The 15,170-nt window shown below is 74.1% G+C and carries 14 protein-coding genes; 3 read left to right on the top strand and 11 right to left on the bottom strand.

What is annotated here, in order from left to right; translation table 11 throughout:
* Positions 1 to 9: 9 nt before the first annotated feature.
* Complete coding sequence (locus WCD41_RS15590) at positions 10 to 780, bottom strand: class I SAM-dependent methyltransferase (protein WP_337714372.1); 771 nt, start codon at positions 778 to 780, stop codon at positions 10 to 12.
* A 36-nt stretch (positions 781 to 816) separates the two neighbouring features.
* On the opposite strand from WCD41_RS15590, the gene WCD41_RS15585 reads away from it, so the two are divergent.
* Entirely contained in the window at positions 817 to 1,008 is a 192-nt protein-coding gene (locus WCD41_RS15585; RefSeq protein ID WP_337714371.1) for a hypothetical protein, read from the top strand.
* 80 nt (positions 1,009 to 1,088) lie between these two features.
* Here WCD41_RS15585 and WCD41_RS15580 read toward each other — a convergent pair whose 3' ends face one another.
* On the bottom strand, positions 1,089 to 1,946 hold the full coding sequence (locus WCD41_RS15580) for a prolipoprotein diacylglyceryl transferase (protein ID WP_337714370.1): 858 nt from the start codon (positions 1,944 to 1,946) through the stop codon (positions 1,089 to 1,091).
* A 295-nt stretch (positions 1,947 to 2,241) separates the two neighbouring features.
* Positions 2,242 to 3,420 carry a hypothetical protein gene (locus tag WCD41_RS15575; protein WP_337714369.1) on the bottom strand — a complete coding sequence of 393 codons (1,179 nt, stop codon included), beginning with the start codon at positions 3,418 to 3,420 and terminating at the stop codon, positions 2,242 to 2,244.
* A gap of 349 nt (positions 3,421 to 3,769) precedes the next feature.
* Here WCD41_RS15575 and WCD41_RS15570 point away from each other — a divergent pair, with 349 nt between their 5' ends.
* Positions 3,770 to 4,630: an oxidoreductase gene (locus WCD41_RS15570; protein WP_337714368.1), complete on the top strand. Its 861-nt coding sequence runs from the start codon at positions 3,770 to 3,772 to the stop codon at positions 4,628 to 4,630.
* Between the two features lie 123 nt (positions 4,631 to 4,753).
* Positions 4,754 to 5,194 (top strand): hypothetical protein, encoded by a 441-nt coding sequence (locus WCD41_RS15565; RefSeq protein WP_337714367.1) that lies wholly within the window; start codon positions 4,754 to 4,756, stop codon positions 5,192 to 5,194.
* A gap of 64 nt (positions 5,195 to 5,258) precedes the next feature.
* Here WCD41_RS15565 and WCD41_RS15560 read toward each other — a convergent pair whose 3' ends face one another.
* The 8 genes from WCD41_RS15560 to WCD41_RS15525 all read right to left on the bottom strand — a co-directional run bounded on the left by WCD41_RS15560 (position 5,259) and on the right by WCD41_RS15525 (position 15,169).
* Entirely contained in the window at positions 5,259 to 7,346 is a 2,088-nt protein-coding gene (locus tag WCD41_RS15560; RefSeq protein WP_337714366.1) for a xanthine dehydrogenase family protein molybdopterin-binding subunit, read from the bottom strand.
* Positions 7,343 to 8,365, bottom strand: a complete 1,023-nt coding sequence (locus WCD41_RS15555; RefSeq protein ID WP_337714365.1) for an FAD binding domain-containing protein — start codon at positions 8,363 to 8,365, stop codon at positions 7,343 to 7,345. Before WCD41_RS15555 ends, WCD41_RS15560 begins: the two co-directional genes overlap by 4 nt.
* A complete protein-coding gene (locus WCD41_RS15550) occupies positions 8,362 to 8,865 on the bottom strand; it encodes a 2Fe-2S iron-sulfur cluster-binding protein (RefSeq protein ID WP_337714364.1) in 504 nt (167 codons plus the stop codon). The genes WCD41_RS15555 and WCD41_RS15550 overlap by 4 nt, the downstream gene beginning before the upstream one ends.
* 104 nt (positions 8,866 to 8,969) lie before the next feature.
* Positions 8,970 to 10,133: an acyl-CoA dehydrogenase family protein gene (locus WCD41_RS15545; RefSeq protein WP_337714363.1), complete on the bottom strand. Its 1,164-nt coding sequence runs from the start codon at positions 10,131 to 10,133 to the stop codon at positions 8,970 to 8,972.
* Positions 10,118 to 11,338: a CaiB/BaiF CoA transferase family protein gene (locus WCD41_RS15540; RefSeq protein ID WP_337714362.1), complete on the bottom strand. Its 1,221-nt coding sequence runs from the start codon at positions 11,336 to 11,338 to the stop codon at positions 10,118 to 10,120. The genes WCD41_RS15545 and WCD41_RS15540 overlap by 16 nt, the downstream gene beginning before the upstream one ends.
* Positions 11,335 to 11,898 (bottom strand): MaoC family dehydratase, encoded by a 564-nt coding sequence (locus tag WCD41_RS15535; protein WP_337714361.1) that lies wholly within the window; start codon positions 11,896 to 11,898, stop codon positions 11,335 to 11,337. The genes WCD41_RS15540 and WCD41_RS15535 overlap by 4 nt, the downstream gene beginning before the upstream one ends.
* On the bottom strand, positions 11,895 to 13,226 hold the full coding sequence (locus tag WCD41_RS15530) for an MFS transporter (RefSeq protein ID WP_337714360.1): 1,332 nt from the start codon (positions 13,224 to 13,226) through the stop codon (positions 11,895 to 11,897). The genes WCD41_RS15535 and WCD41_RS15530 overlap by 4 nt, the downstream gene beginning before the upstream one ends.
* Positions 13,223 to 15,169 carry an oxidoreductase gene (locus tag WCD41_RS15525; protein ID WP_337714359.1) on the bottom strand — a complete coding sequence of 649 codons (1,947 nt, stop codon included), beginning with the start codon at positions 15,167 to 15,169 and terminating at the stop codon, positions 13,223 to 13,225. Before WCD41_RS15525 ends, WCD41_RS15530 begins: the two co-directional genes overlap by 4 nt.
* Between the last annotated feature and the right edge of the window lies 1 nt (position 15,170).

Genomic DNA, 15,170 nt, shown 5'->3' with positions numbered 1-15,170 from the left:
CCGTGAATCTCACGGGGTCGGACGAGTACGGAACCACCGCCCCGACCGGGTCCCCTCGAGCCGCTCCAGGCCCGCCTCCGGGAACCAGGGGCGGGCCCGCTCGGCGGTGACGACCACCCGGCGGCGGGCGACGGCGCAAGCGAGCGCGACCCACTCCGGCGTCAACGGCGTCGGCACCGTGTGGTCGCGGGCGAGCGCGAACCCGTGGTCGGACGGGCGAGGGTCGGCGAACATGGGGTCGAGCAGGACCACGTCGACGGTCTCGCCCGCGGCGGCCATGTCGACGAGCACCTGACGGGAGTCGCCGTGCCGGACGTGCACGGGCGCCGAGCCGGCGCGGGGGACGTCGCCCGCGAAGCCTTCGGCGGCGAGGATCGCGAGCACCAGGTCGGCCTCGACGCCGAGCACCTCGCCCCCGGCCCCCAGCACGTGGGCGGCGACGAGCGCGTCGCGGCCCAGCCCGAGGGTGGTGTCGAGGACGCGGTCACCGGGACGGAGCTCGCCGGCGCGCACCAGCGGGTCGGCCCCGCCGTGGCGCAGCGTGCGCAGGCGCTTCGCCGCCGTGCCCTGGTGGAACGTCAGGCTTCCCCGTCCCGACTCCGCGACCAGGCCCTCGGCGGTGCACACGAGCACGGTGTGCGCCTCGCCGCGCGCCGCCGCCACCGAGCCGCGGTGACGTTCGACGAGGCGCAGGCCCCAGCGATCGGCGAGATCCCCGGCCCGGGCACGCACGGCGTCGGACGGCGACTTGCTCGTCGTCACCACCACCTCGTGCCCCACGGCGCGCCATCGTGCCGGACCGGGAGGATCAGGGCTGTGGAGCGGCGGCGGTGGACCCTGGCGGGGCTGTTGACGGTGGCGGCGGTGGCCTGGCTGCCGCTGAACAAGAAGGTCGAGGGGCCGAAACTGCTCGTGCTGTCGCGCAACCACGCGATCGTCACCGCCGACCTGCTGTCGGTCGCGCTCGTGCTGGTCGCCGCGTTCCTGGTGCGTCCGGGCCGCCGCTGAGGGGTCGGGCCCGCGGACACGACCGGGCCCCGGCCGCGAGGTGCGGCCGGGGCCCGGGGTCGTGCTGGGACTGCTCCCGCTCAGGAGATGTCGAGGATCGGGTCGAGCACGCCCGGGGCGGGGGTCTCGGTCTCGTCGACGGGCGTGTCCTCGTCGGGGTCGTCGGCGCCCGCGGCGGGCTCCTCCGGGACGAGCGGGTCGCCGCCGGTGACGTCGTCGACGGGGTCGGTGATCGGGGTGACGGTGCCGTCGGTGGCCTCGTCGACGGGGTCGGTGACGGGCTCGGTGGCGCCGCCCTCGACGCCGTCGGGCTCCTCGCCGTCGGCCGGGTCGTCGAGCGCCGGGTCGATCGCGTCGCCGCCGGTGAGGCCGTCGACCGGGTCGGTCACGGGCGCGACGGCGCCGTCGGTGGCCTCGTCGAGCGGGTCGGTGACGGGCTCGGTGGCCCCGCCCTCGACGCCGTCGGGCTCCTCGCCGTCGGCCGGGTCGTCGCCGTCGGTCGGGTCCTCGCCGTCGGCGAGGTCGTCCGCGTCGCCGTCCTCGGGGGTGGTGTCGACGGGGGCGCCGCCGGTGAGGTCGTCGACCGGGTTCGTCGCCGGGGTCGTGGCGCCGGCGGTGGCGTCGTCGAGCGGGTCGGTGACGGGCTCGGTGGCGCCGCCGTCGATGCCGTCGGGCGAGTCCTCGTCGACGGTGTCGGAGGACGGGGCGTCGCCGCGGTGGTCGCCGTGGTGGTCGCCGTGGTGGTCGCCGTGGTGGTGGTCGCCGTGGTGGTGGTGCCCGTCGTGCCCGTGCTCGTGCGACGGTGCCTCGCCGGCGAAGGCCAGGGTGCTGCCGCTGCCGAAGAGGGCGAGCGCGGCGGCAGCCGTCAGCGCGCCGCGGCCGGCGAAGCGGGCGACGCGGTCGCCGTGGAGGGTGCGGGGAGCGGTGTGAGCGCCCATGGAGGGGATCTCCTTCTGCGTGCCGTTCTCTCGGGGGCGCGCCCGGGGAGAACCGCACCCCGCTTACGCCAAACGGCCTAACGTCGCGCACGGTGAGCAGGTAACGAGGACGTCACGAAGGTGTGAGATCTCGTCGCGCCGGTTCGTTGCCACCCACAGGTGGGAACCTCCTCGCCCACTCACGCCCCGGGACACACGGCGCGTGCTCGCCACGACGTCCCACCGATCAGCCCAGAAACGACACCGAGCCCCGGCCATGTCGGGTGGCCGGGGCTCGGTGGGGTGGTGCGTCGGATCAGAAGATGCTCAGGATCGGGTCCAGCAGGCCCGGGGCGGGTGTCGGCTCGGGCGTCGTCGGCGCCGGGACCGGCGGGATGATCGAGTTGACCAGGTCGTTCACCGGGGTCGTGACCGGCGTGGTGGCGCCGCCCAGGAGGTTGTCGACCGCGCTGGTCGCGGGCTCGAGCACGCCCACGGTGTCGCCCGGCGGCACCGCCGGGGTGACGACGGCGTTGACGATGTCGTCCACCAGGTCGGTCACCGGCGTGGTGGCGCCGCCGAGGGCGTCGTCGACCACGCTGGTGAGCGGCTCGGTCACACCGACCGGGGCGGCGCCCTCCGCCGGCTCGTCGGGCGTGGCCGGCGTCGGCGGGATGATCGTGTCGACGATGTCGTTCACGGGGGTGGTCACGGGCGCCGTGGCGTCGCCCGTGGCGTCGTCGACGATGTCGGTGACGGGCTCGAGGACACCGACCGTGTCCCCGTCGCCGCCGTCGGCGCCGTCCCCGTCACCGGTGTCGCCGCCGTCCGCGTCACCACCGTCGGTCGCGTCCCCGCCGTCGGCGTCGCCGCCCCCGAGGATCGGGTCGAGCAGGCCGCCGCCGTCGCCAGCACCGGCGTCGCCGCCGTCGGCGTCCCCGCCGTCGACGTCACCCGCACCGGCGTCCCCGCCGTCGGCGTCGCCGTCGGTCGCGTCCCCGCCGTCAGCGTCGCCGCCCCCGAGGATCGGGTCGAGCAGGCCGCCGTCGCCGCCGTCGGCCGCACCGGCGTCGCCGCCGTCGGCGTCACCGGCGCCCTCGTCCCCGGCGTCGCCCCCGTCGGCGTCGCCGTCGGTCGCGTCACCCGAGGTGGCGTCGCCGCCCCCGAGGACCGGGTCGAGCAGGCCGCCATCGGCGCCGTCGGCGTCGTCGACGTCCTCGATCGTGTCGGTGCCGTCGGCGCCGTTGTCGTCGTTCGCGCCGTCCGACGACTCGGAGCCGCGGTTGTCGCCGCCGTTGTCGCCGCCGTCGTGGTGGTGCTCGGACTCGTTGCAGTGCTCCTGCCCGTGGGACTCGGTGGCGCTGGCGACGCCGGCGGCGCCCCCGAGCAGGGCCAGCGCGGCGGCGGCGGTGAGTGCGCCACGTCCGGCGAAGCGGGCCAGGAGATCGGCGTGGAGAGTGCTGTGGAGGGTGCGGGGAGCGGTGTGAGCGCCCATGTGGGGTTGCCCTTCTGCGTGCCGTCGGGGAGACGTCGGGGAAACGGGGAGCGTCCCTTACGCCGAACGGCCCAACGCGAGCCACTGTTCGGAGGTAACGAGGTCGTCACGATGGTGTGAGATCTTCGCCAAGGGCTCCGGTTGCCACCCACAGGCGGGAACAGCGGGCGGCTCGGCCCCTCGCCCCGGGGCGCTGCGTGAGCGAACTCGGTGGTCACGACGTCGGAGCTCGACCGCCGCCGGGGCCGTGAGGGGTCGTCCGTCGGGGTGAGGGCCGTCTCCGCCGCCGTCGCCCTGGCGCCGGGCAGACTCGACCTCGTCGGGGACCGAGCAGCGGGAGGAGACGGCGATGTCGCCGCAGGACGGGGCCGGGCGGGTCTGGCTCATCACCGGGACGAGCACCGGGTTCGGGCGCGCGATCGCCCGGGCCGCGCTGGAGCACGGCGACCGGGTCGTCGCGACGGCCCGGCGCGTCGACGACGTCGCCGACCTGGCCGACGAGGCGCCGGACCGCGTGCGGCTGACTGCCCTCGACGTCACCGACGACGCGCAGGTGGGCGCGGCCGTCGAGTTCGCGGTGGCCGAGTTCGGGCGGATCGACGTCGTCGTGAACAACGCCGGCTACGGCAGCCGTGGCGCGTTCGAGGAGTTCACCGACGCGCAGGTCCGCGACCAGTTCGCCGTCAACGTGTTCGGGCCCTTCGCCGTCACGCGGGCGGTGCTGCCGGTCATGCGGGCGCAGGGCTCGGGCCACGTGATCCAGATGTCGTCGCTCGCGGGGGTGCGCGCCGCGCTCGGCGGCACGATCTACTCGGCGACGAAGATGGCGCTCGAGGGCATGTCCGAGGGCCTCGCGGCCGAGGTGGCGGGCTTCGGCATCAAGGTCACGATGATCGAGCCGGGCCCGTTCCGCACCGACTTCGCCGGGCGCTCCCCGGCGCGGCCGGAGCCGATGCCGGCATACGCGGCGGTGCTCGACGAGTCGCGCGAGCGGTTCGTCAAGCTGCACGGCACCCAGCCCGGCGACCCGGAGCGTGCGGCACAGATCGTGGTCGAGCTCGCGGGTCTGGACGACCCGCCCCTGCGCCTGCCGTTGGGTCCGAACGCGTTCGACACCATCCGGTCCACGTTCGCCGCCCGGCTCGCCGAGCTCGACGCCGTCGAGCCGCTGGGGCGCGACGCCGACTTCCCGGCGGGCGCCACGGCCTGAGCGTGGTCCTCGATCACCAGGCCACCACGGGCGATGTCGATCTCCCGCGCCCGTCCGTGAGCCTGGTGATCTCCCGAGCCGCCTGCGGTGGCGGGCCACCCCCGCCCCTGTCACGGTGACGCGGTGATCGCACCGGGGCGGATCGGAGCCGTCGTCGCCGCGCTGCTGCTCGCCCTGCTGGCCCTCGCCGGCTGCTCCTCCGAGTACACCGAGGGGACGTCCGCGCCCGCCGCGCGCCCGGACACGTCGCTGGAGTCGGCGCGCACCAAGCTGCGGCTCGTCCAGCAGGACTCCTGCTACACCTCCCGGGACCTCGCCCGGCAGTGGCCGGCGTGCGGGCGCTGGGAGGAGGAGGTGCGCAACGTCGGGAACGCCGCGGCGTCCGCGCGCCCCGACGCGCGGGAGATCACCGACCCCGCGGTCGCCGTCCGGGCGGGCCACGAGCACTTCGTGCGCTCCGGCTGCACCTCCACGCCGACCGACCCCGGCGCCTGCATCGCCGCGATCGGGGAGACCCGGACCGCGGTCACGCGCCTGGCCCAGGGCATCTCCTCCACGCGCTGAGCCGAACGGCCTATGTGAACGATCTTCGGTGCTATGGCACCGAAGATCGCTCACATAGGGCGCGCTACAGGAACGCGTCGAGGGTGATCGGCAGGGAACGGACGCGGACGCCCGTGGCGTGGTACGCCGCGTTGGCGACGGCCGCGGCCACGCCCACGATCCCGATCTCCCCGATGCCCTTGGTGCCCATCGGGTTGACGTAGGGGTCGTCCTCGTCGAGCCACTCCACGTCGAGCGTCCCGACGTCGGCGTTGGTCGCCACGTGGTAGCCGGCGAGGTCGCGGTTCACCACGTGCCCGAAGCGGTCGTCGAGCACGCTCTCCTCGTGCAGGGCGGCCGAGAGGCCCCAGGTCATGCCGCCGATGAACTGCGAGCGCGCCGTCAGCGGGTTGACGATCCGGCCTGCGGCGAAAACACCCAGCATCCGCGGGACGCGGATCTCGCCGGTGTCGGCGTGCACCGCCACCTCGACGAAGTGCGCCCCGTAGGCGTGCATGGCGTAGTCCGAGGCCCACGGGTTGTCCGGGGTGGTCGCGTCGGCCTCGTCGCCCACGTCGGGGTCGTCGCCGTACTTGTCGCGGAAGCGTTCGGCTGCCTCGACGACCGCCGCGCCCCACGACGTCGTCCCCGCCGAGCCGCCGGCCGGGCCCGCCGGCCCGAGCGCCGTGTCGCCGATGCGCAGGTCGATCCGCTCTGCGGGCACGTCGAGGGCGTCGGCGGCGATCGCGGTGAGCGCCGCCCGCGCGCCCTGGCCGATGTCGGAGGCGGCGATCTCCACGACGTAGCTGCCGGAAACCGCCGCCCGGATCGTCGCCTGCGACCCGGGGAAGCGCGGCACCGGGAACGACGCCGCGGCCACCCCGGTGCCGTGCCACCAGCCGTCGACCAGCCGCGTCCGCGGCGCCGGGTCCCGGTCGGCCCAGCCGAAACGCTCGGCGCCCCGGCGCAGGCAGGCGACGAGGTTGCGGCTGGAGAAGGGCAGGCCGGTCTCCGGGTCGACGTCGGGCTCGTTGCGCACCCGCAGCTCGACCGGGTCGATGCCGAGCTCGATCGCGAGCTCGTCCATCGCGCACTCACCCGCGAAGCTGCCCGGCGCCTCGCCGGGGGCGCGCATGAACGTCGGCACCCCGATGTCCAGCGGCACCACCCGGTGGGTCGTGCGCCGCGCCTCCGCCGCGTACATGCCGCGGCTGAACGCCGCCGCCGGCTCGACGAACTCGCCGATGCGCGAGCCCTGGTCGACGGCGTCGTGCGTGATCGCGGTCAGCCTGCCGTCCCGGTCGGCGCCCAGGGCGACGTGCTGCACGGTCGCCGGCCGGTAGCCGACCAGGTCGAACATCTGCTGGCGCGTCAGCGCGTAGCGCACCGACCGGCCCGGGACGGCCCGCGCCGCGAGCACGGTGAGCATCGTGTTCGGGTGGGTGCCGCCCTTCGACCCGAAGCCGCCCCCGACGTGCTGGGAGATCACGTCAACGGCGGACTCCTCGAGCCCGAACGCCTGGGCGAGAGCCTGCCGGGTCCAGCTCACGGCCTGCGTCGCGTCGTGGACGACCAGGCGATCGCCGTCCCCCTCGTTCTTCCACAGTGCGACGGTGGCGTGCGGCTCGAGCGGCTGGTGGTGCTCCATCGGCGTCCGGTAGGTCTGCCGCAGCACGACCTCCGCCACCGACAGCGCCGTCCCGGGGTCGCCGCGGGTGTCGTCCGTGGCGCCGACGACGAGCGCGTCGGGCGTGTAGACGTCGGGGGAGTCCTCGTCGAGGACGGCCGCGTGCGGCTCCTCCACGACGCTCACCGAGACCAGCGACGCGGCCTCCCGGGCGGTCTCCGAGGACGTCGCCAGCACGGCCGCGAGGTACTGGCCGTGCTGGCCGATCGCCGCCGACTGCAGCACCCCGTCGTCCTGCGCCAGCCGCGGCGCGTTCTCGTGGGTGAGGACGGCGACGACGCCGTCGAGCGCCTCGGCGGGGCCGGGGTCGATCGCCGTGACGCGCCCGCGGGCGACGCCGGCCTGCACCGGGAACAGGTAGAGCGCGTCGGTGTCCGCGGTCTCGACGGTGTAGTGCGCGGTGCCCCGGACCTTCTCGGGGCCCTCCGGCCGGGGCCGCGCCGTGCCGACCTCGCGGGGGACGAAGGGTCGCGATGCGGTGGTCATGCGGTCTCCTCCCGCGCGGTGAGATCGCGCAGCGTCGCGACGAGCGTCGCCGTCACGAGCGGAAGCTTGAACCCGGTCCCGCCCCGGGGGCTGTCGACGGGACGGGCGCCGGAGAGCTCGGCCGCCGCGGCGGCGCGGAACGTGTCCTCGGTGACCGGGGCGCCGATGAGCGCCCGCTCGGCGGCCCGTGCCCGCCACGGCACGTGCGCGACGCCGCCGAACGCGACGCGCGCGTCGGTGATCGTGCCGTCCTCGACGGTCAACGCCGCCGCCACCGACACCAGCGCGAACGCGAACGACGCCCGGTCGCGCACCTTGCGGTAGGTCGAGTGTCCGGCGTCCGGCGCGGGCGGCAGGTCGACCGCGGTGATCAGCTCGCCGTGGGCCAGCACGGTGTCGCGCGACGGGTCGTCCCCCGGGAGCCGGTGCAGCTCGGTCAGCGGGAACGTCCGCTCACCGTCGCGGCCCAGCACGTGCACCTGCGCGTCCAGGGCGACGAGGGCGACGGCCATGTCGGACGGGTGGGTGGCGACGCACGCGACCTCGGCCGGCTCGTGGGTGGCACCGAGGACCGCGTGGTGGCGCGCCCACCCCTCCAGCGCCGCGCAGCCGGAGCCCGGCGCACGCTTGTTGCACGGCGTCGTGAGGTCCTGGAAGTAGGAGCAGCGGGTGCGCTGGAGCAGGTTGCCGCCGGTGGTGGCCATGTTGCGCAGCTGGCCCGACGCCCCGGCCAGCAGGGCCTGCGCGAGCGCGGGGTACCGCGCGCGGACTCGCTCATCGGCGGCGAGGTCGGCGTTGCGCACCCCGGCCCCGATCCGGAGCCCGCCGTCGGGCAGGTCGGTGATCCCGGTGGACGTCAGCCCGGTGACGTCGACCAGCGTGCTGGGCGCGGCGAGGCCGAGCCGGAGGTGGTCGACGAGGTTGGTGCCGCCGGCGAGGAAGGCGGCGTCCGGGTCGGCGGTGACGGTCGCGACGGCGCCGGTCGCGTCGTCGGGACGCTCGTAGGCGAACGGTCTCATCGGGCGACCTCGCTCACGGCGTCGACGATGTGGGCGTAGGCGCCGCAGCGGCAGAGGTTGCCCGACAGGCGCTCGGCGATCTCGGCGCGGTCGAGCCGCACGTCGCCGGTCAGGTCCTCGGTGACCACGCTCGGCGCGCCGTGGGCGGCCTCGTCGAGCATCCCGACCGCGGAGCAGATCTGCCCCGGTGTGCAGTAGCCGCACTGGTAGGCGTCGTGCGCGACGAACGCCTCCTGCAGCGGGTGGAGCTCGCCGGCGGGGGCGAGCCCGTCGGCGGTGGTGATCTCGGCGCCGTCGTGGGCGACGGCGAGCGACAGGCAGGACAGCGTGCGGCGGCCGTCGAGCAGCACCGTGCAGGCGCCGCACTGGCCGTGGTCGCAGCCCTTCTTGGGACTGGTGATCTCCAGGTGCTCGCGCAGCGCGTCGAGCACGGTGGTGCGGGTGTCGACGGTCAGATCGTGGTGGTGACCGTCGACGGTCAGCGAGAGTTCGGCGTGCACGGGAACGAGGTACCCCCGCTGGTGAGGGGTACCTCGCTCCGTGAGATGACAGCTATGTGAGCGCAATTCACGGCTATAGCCGGTAAAATTACGCACATACCGGGTCAGGAGATCGTCGCCCGGCCCGCCAGCAGCGATTTCGCGACGACGGTGCGCAGCACGTCGTTGGTCCCCTCGCCGATCGACATCAGCGGGGCGTCGCGGTAGAGCCGCTCCACCTCGAACTCCGTCGAGTACCCGTAACCGCCGTGGATGCGCATCGCGTCGGCGGCGCAGGCCATCGCCTGGTCCGAGGCGAAGAGCTTCGCCATCCCCGATTCCGTGTCCATGCGGACGCCCTCGTCCATGCGCGACGCCGCCCAGTAGGTCATCAGCCGCGCCGCCTGCAGCCGCACGGCGATCTCGGCCAGGCGCAGCTGGATCGCCTGGAAGTCGCCGATCGGCGACCCGAACGCGGTGCGCTCCCGGGCGTAGGACAAGGACTCGTCGTACGCCCGCTGCGCCACGCCCACCGAGCGTGCGGCGATGTTGATCCGCCCGGTCTCCAGCGCCGAGAGCGCCTGCTGCATGCCGCGGCCCTCGACCCCGCCCAGCAGCTGCGACGCCGGCACCCGGACGTCGGTGAGCACGACCTCACACGACTCGGTGCCCTTGTAGCCGAGCTTGCCGATGTCCGCGGTGACCTCGAAGCCCGGCGAGTCCGCCGGCACGAGCAGGATGCTCATCCCCCGATGCGCAGGCGACGCGGAAGGATCCGTCTTCACCAGCACCGGCAGCGGGTCGGCGTACCGCGCGTTCGTGATCCACATCTTGGTGCCGTTGACGACGTAGTGGTCGCCGTCGCGGCGCGCGGTGGTGCGGATGCCCTGCAGGTCGGTGCCCGCGCCGGGTTCGGTCAGCGCGATCCCCGTGCGGCGCTCGCCGCTCGCGAAAGCGGGCAGGTACTGTCGCTTCTGCTCCTCGGTGCCGCTGCGGGCGAGCATGAAGCACGAGACCGAGTGGCTGCCGAGGATGCCGGCGACGCCCATCCAGCCCCGCGCGATCTCCTCGAACGCCAGCGCGAAGGACACCATGTCGGCGCCCAGGCCGCCGTACTCCTCCGGCACGGCGAGACCGAACAGGCCGAGCTCGCGCATCCCCGCGACGATCTCGGTCGGGTAGCGCCCGGACTGCTCCCAGTCCCGCGCGACCGGCACGATCTCCTTGTCGACGAAGGAGCGCAGGGTGTCGCGGAAGAGGCGCTGCTCGTCGTTCAGGCGGAAGTCCATCGTTCCTCCCCGAGCGCCCCGGCATCCCGGAGCGCGGTGATCTGGTCGTCGTCGTAGCCGAGCTCGCGCAGCACCCGGTCGGTGTCGGCACCCATCGCGGGCGCGCCGCGTGTCGGCGCGCGGTCGTCGCCGGGCGGTCCCACGCGCACGGCGCTGCGCACCGTGCGGACCCGCCCGAACGCCGGGTGGTCGGTCTCGGCCACGAGCTCGCGGGACACGGTGTGGTCGTCGGACAGCGCGCCCGCCACGTCATTGATCGGCGCGCACGGCACGCCCGCCGCGTAGAGCGGCTTGAGCCAGTCAGCCACCGACCGCTGCCGGAACGCCTCCTCGAGCAGCGGGACGATGACGTCGCGGTGACGCGCGCGGTCGGCGAACGTCGCGAACCGCGGGTCGTCGGCGAGCTCGGGGCGGTCTATCACCGCGACGAGCCGCCGCCAGAACTTCTCCTTCGCGCACCCCACCACGAGCCAGCCGTCGGCGGCCTCGAACGCCTGGAAGGGGATCAGCGACGGGTGCGCCGAGTGTCGCGTGCGCGCCGGCTCGAAGCCCGCGGTCAGGTGCCAGGTCGCCGGGTAGGTCAGCAGGCTGACCGCCGTGTCGTAGAGCGAGACGTCGCAGTCGGTGCCGACCCCGTCGCGGCGGGCCGCGTGCACCGCCGCGAGCAGCGAGATCGCCGCGACGTAGCCGCCGCTGTAGTCGACCAGCGAGATACCGGTCTTCTGCGGCGGCCCGCCCGGCTCCCCGGTCAGCGACATCCACCCGCCGAGGGCCTGCAGCACGTAGTCGTACCCCGGCTCCTCCGACCGCGGCCCGGTCATGCCGAACCCGGTCAGCGAGCAGCAGACGATCTGCGGGTTGACGCCCTTGAGGTCCTCGTAGCGGATGCCGAGCTTGGCCGGCACGTCGCCGCGCAGGTTGGAGTAGACGGCGTCGGCGGTGCGCACGAGGTCGTGGAACACCGCCCGGCCCTCCTCGGTGCGGATGTCGAGGGTGATCGAGCTCTTGTCGCGGTTGAACGACTCGAAGAACAGCGAGTCGCCGTCGGCGGCGTAGGGCGGCACGGTGCGCCCGACGTCGCCACCCGCGCTCGGGTCCTCGACCTTGATGATCTCCGCGCCGAGCTCGGCCAGGTGCATCGAGCCGAACGGCCCCGCCCCGTACTGCTCGAGCGAGACGATCCGGATGTCCTCCAGCGGCCTCACGTCTCGTTCTCCAGCGCCTCGTTCTCCAGCGACAGCGGCGTCGCCGCCTGCGGGAAGTGCGAGCGCGCCCCGTCGGCGTCGCGGCGGTGCACGTAGAACGTCCGCCGGAACGTCAGGACCTCGACCGCGTCCTGGTTCAGCGTCCGCGTGCGGATGGTGACGATCCCCGCCTGCGGCCGCGAGCCCGACGACCGCGTCGCGAGCACGATCGACTCCGACCAGAGCGTGTCGCCCGCGTACACCGGCGCGGTGAGCTTCAGGTCGTCGAGCCCGAGGTTCGCGAACGCGTTCTGGGTGGTGTCGGTGACCGACTGCCCGATCGCGATCGAGATCGTCAGCGGCGACACCACCAGCATCCGGCCGAACTCCGACGCCGCGCCGACCTGCGCGTTGAAGTGCGCCTGGTTGGTGTTCATCGTCAGCAACGTGAACCAGGTGTTGTCGGTCTCGGTGATCGTCCGGCCGAGCGGGTGCTGGTAGACGTCGCCGACCGCGAAGTCCTCGAAGAAGCGTCCCGTCCAGCCCGGCTTGATCGTCGTCTGCTGCTCGACGGCCGTCACGCCTCGGCTCCCGACCGCAGCGGGCGGCCCGCCATCTCGCGGTAGCCGAGCACCGCGAGCAGGCACAGCAGCGACCCGGCCGCGATGAGGTACGCCGGCATCATCGTCGTGCCGAACACCGCCCCGAGGTAGGTCGCGAGCAGCGGGGTGCCGCCGCCGAAGATCGCCGCGGACACGTTGTGGCCGATCGAGAAGCCGCCGAAGCGCGTCGTGGTGGCGAAGAGCTCGGCGAACGCCGCGGCCACCGCGCCCAGGTACACGCCGTGGATGAGCCCGAGCAGCCCGAGGCCGACGAACGTCGCGGCGCCGCCCGAGGTGATCAGCATGAAGATCGGGATGGTGAACACGACGAACGCCGCGGACGCGCCGACCATCAGCGGCTTGCGCCCGATGCGGTCGGACAGGCGCCCGACGAACGGGATGACCGCGATGTCGACGACGACCACCGTGGTCGTCGCGAGGAACGCGGTGACCGCGGAGAAGCCGAGCGTCTTGGTCAGGTAGGTCGGCATGTAGACCAGCGCGAGGAAGTAGCCGAGGTGCACGACGATGCCGATCCCGCCGGCCAGCACGATCTCGCGCCAGCCCTTGACGATCGTGTCGCGCAGCGGGTTGCTCTTGACCTCGCCCTTCTCGGCCAGCTCCTCGAACAGCGGGCTCTCCTTCAGGCGCAGCCGGATGTAGAGCCCGACGACGCCGAGCGGGCCCGCGATGAGGAAGGGGATGCGCCAAGCGCCGTTCGCGATCTGCTCGGTGGTGAGCAGGACCGTCAGCAGCGTCGGCGCGGCCAGCCCGAGGAAGAAGCCCAGGGTCGCGGAGAACTGCACCCAGCTCGTGATCGCCCCCCGGCGCGCGGGCGGCGCGTACTCGGCGATGTAGGTGGTGGCGCCGGTGACCTCGCCGCCGGCCGTGAGGCCCTGGACGAGGCGCAGCAGCACGAGCAGCGCCGGCGCGAGCACGCCGATCGAGGCGTACGTGGGCAGCAGGCCGACGCAGAACGTCGCCGCCGACATCGTGATGATGATCGTGCAGAGCACGCCGCGGCGGCCGATGCGGTCACCGAGCGGGCCGAACACCAGCCCGCCCAGCGGCCGGACGACGAACGCGGCGCCGAACGCCGCGAACGAGAGCAGCAACGAGGCCGTCGGGTCGGCGGTCGGGAAGAACAGCTGGCCCAGGACGGCGGCCATGTAGCCGTACACGGCGAAGTCGAACCACTCGAGCGTGTTGCCGATCGAGGTGGCGAGGACGGCGCGGCGCATGTCCGCGGGGTCGGCCTCGCGCTCGGTGGTGGTGGTGGGTGGGGTGGTCTCGGGCCGCAGCGTCATCGCTGATCCTTGAGGTCGGAGTGGGTGAGGGCCGCGACGACGTCGTGGGCTTCCTGGTCGATGGCCACGTAGCTGCGCGGCGACGACGCGTCGCCGACGACGACCGGGCCGTCGGGGTGCTCGGCGGGCGCGGCCGGGCCGACCGTGACGACCGTGCCGATCGGGCCGAGGACGCGCTCCTGGCCGCTGTAGACGTGCCGGGCGACGAGTTCGCCGTCCTGCACGCGGACGGGCTCGAGCAGGGTGTGCGTGACGACGCCGGCCGCGTCGAGACGGCGGAACGTGCCGATGCGGCTGACGTAGGCGACGCGCCGGGCGGGCGCCTCGCGACGGGTCAGCAGGACGACGTCGTCGCCGGCCTGCGCGCGGGCGGTGGCGAAGGCGTAGACGGGCTCGTCCTCGAGCTCGTCGACCACCACCAGCGGACCGGGCAGATCGCCGCCGCGCGCGACGGCCTCCTCCAGCGTCACCGTCGACGCCCCCGGGAGGTCGACCGGCAGCGCGGCGGCGCCGGTCGCGATCACCACGTGCTCGTCGGCGGGCCAGGACGCGACGTCGTCGTCGGTCACCGTCTCGCCGAGGTGGAGCTTCGCGCCGGCGGAACGGACCTCGTTCTCGAGCCAGTCGACGGCCAGGCCCATGCGCTCGCGGCCCGGGGTCGCCGCGTCGCGGCGCAGGCGCCCGCCGACGACGTCGTCGGCCTCGTAGAGGTGCACGCTGTGGCCCTGCAGCGCCGCGGTGCGCGCCGCCTCGAGCCCGGCAAGGCCGCCGCCGACGACCCGGACGGTGCCGCGCTGCGGGTCGGGGAGCATCTCGATGCGCCCGTCGCGGATGCGCTCCCGGCCGGCCTCCGGGGCGTACATGCAGGAGATGCGCCGGCCGGTGTGGATGAAGTCCCAGCAGATGTTGCAGTAGGTGCAGGGACGGGGCCGGCGGCCCTCCTCGGCCTTGCGGACGAGGTCGGCGTCCGCGACCCATGGGCGCGCCATACCGACCAGATCCGCGACCTCGTCGGTCACCAGGCGCTCCGCCGCCGCGACGTCCGGGATCTTCGCGAGCGCCATGACCGGGACGTCGCCCGCGACCTCCCGCACGCCGGCGGCCAGGTGCACGAACGGCATGTCGTCGAACGCGAGGTCCGGCACGTGGTATTCGAGGCTGGGACTGAAGTTGGCCTGGCTGATCGCGAGGTAGTCCGGCGGCGCGGCCCCGCGCAGGACCTCGACGATGCGCTGCGCCTCGGCGAGGTCGATGCCGCCCTCGACGTACTCGTGGGCGCTGATCTTGAGGCCGACGGCGAAGTCGTCCCCGCAGGCCTCGCGGATGCGGCGGATGATCTCGGCGACGAACGCCGTGCGCCGCGCCGTGTCGCCGCCCCACGCGTCGTCGCGGTGGTTGCTCCACGGCGACAGGAACTGGGTGATCAGGTAGCCGTGCGCGCCGTGCAGCTCGACGCCGTCGAAGCCCGCCGCGTGCAGGTTCGCCGCCGACGTCACGAAGCCGTCGATCACCTGACGGACCTCGCCGTCGGTCATCGTGCGCGCGGTGACGCCGCTGTAGGGGTCGCGGCCGCCCGAGGGCGCCCACGGCTGCAGCGTCGGGTTCCACAGCGCCTGCCGGCCGACGTGCCAGAGCTGACCGAACACCGCGGTGCCGTGCTCGTGGCACGCGTCGGCGAGGCGGCGGAAGCCGGGGACGAGCGACGGGTCGTAGGCGAGCGGGACCGCGCCGTTCGGGATCGACGTGGGGTGCACCGAGAGTCCCTCGGTGATCACCATGCCGGCGCCGCCGCGGGCGCGGGCGGCGTAGTAGGCGATGAAGTCGTCGGAGACCTCGGCGTTGCGGCTGAGGTTGGTGACGGTGGCGACGAACGCGAGGCGGTTCTGCAGGGCCAGGCGGCCGGAACGGAACGGCTCGAGGACGGTCGTGGATGCGGGGGGCATG

The sequence above is a fragment of the Actinomycetospora aeridis genome (assembly GCF_037400275.1).
Lineage (GTDB): Bacteria > Actinomycetota > Actinomycetes > Mycobacteriales > Pseudonocardiaceae > Actinomycetospora > Actinomycetospora aeridis.
This window is presented reverse-complemented; position numbering and strand designations above follow the sequence as displayed.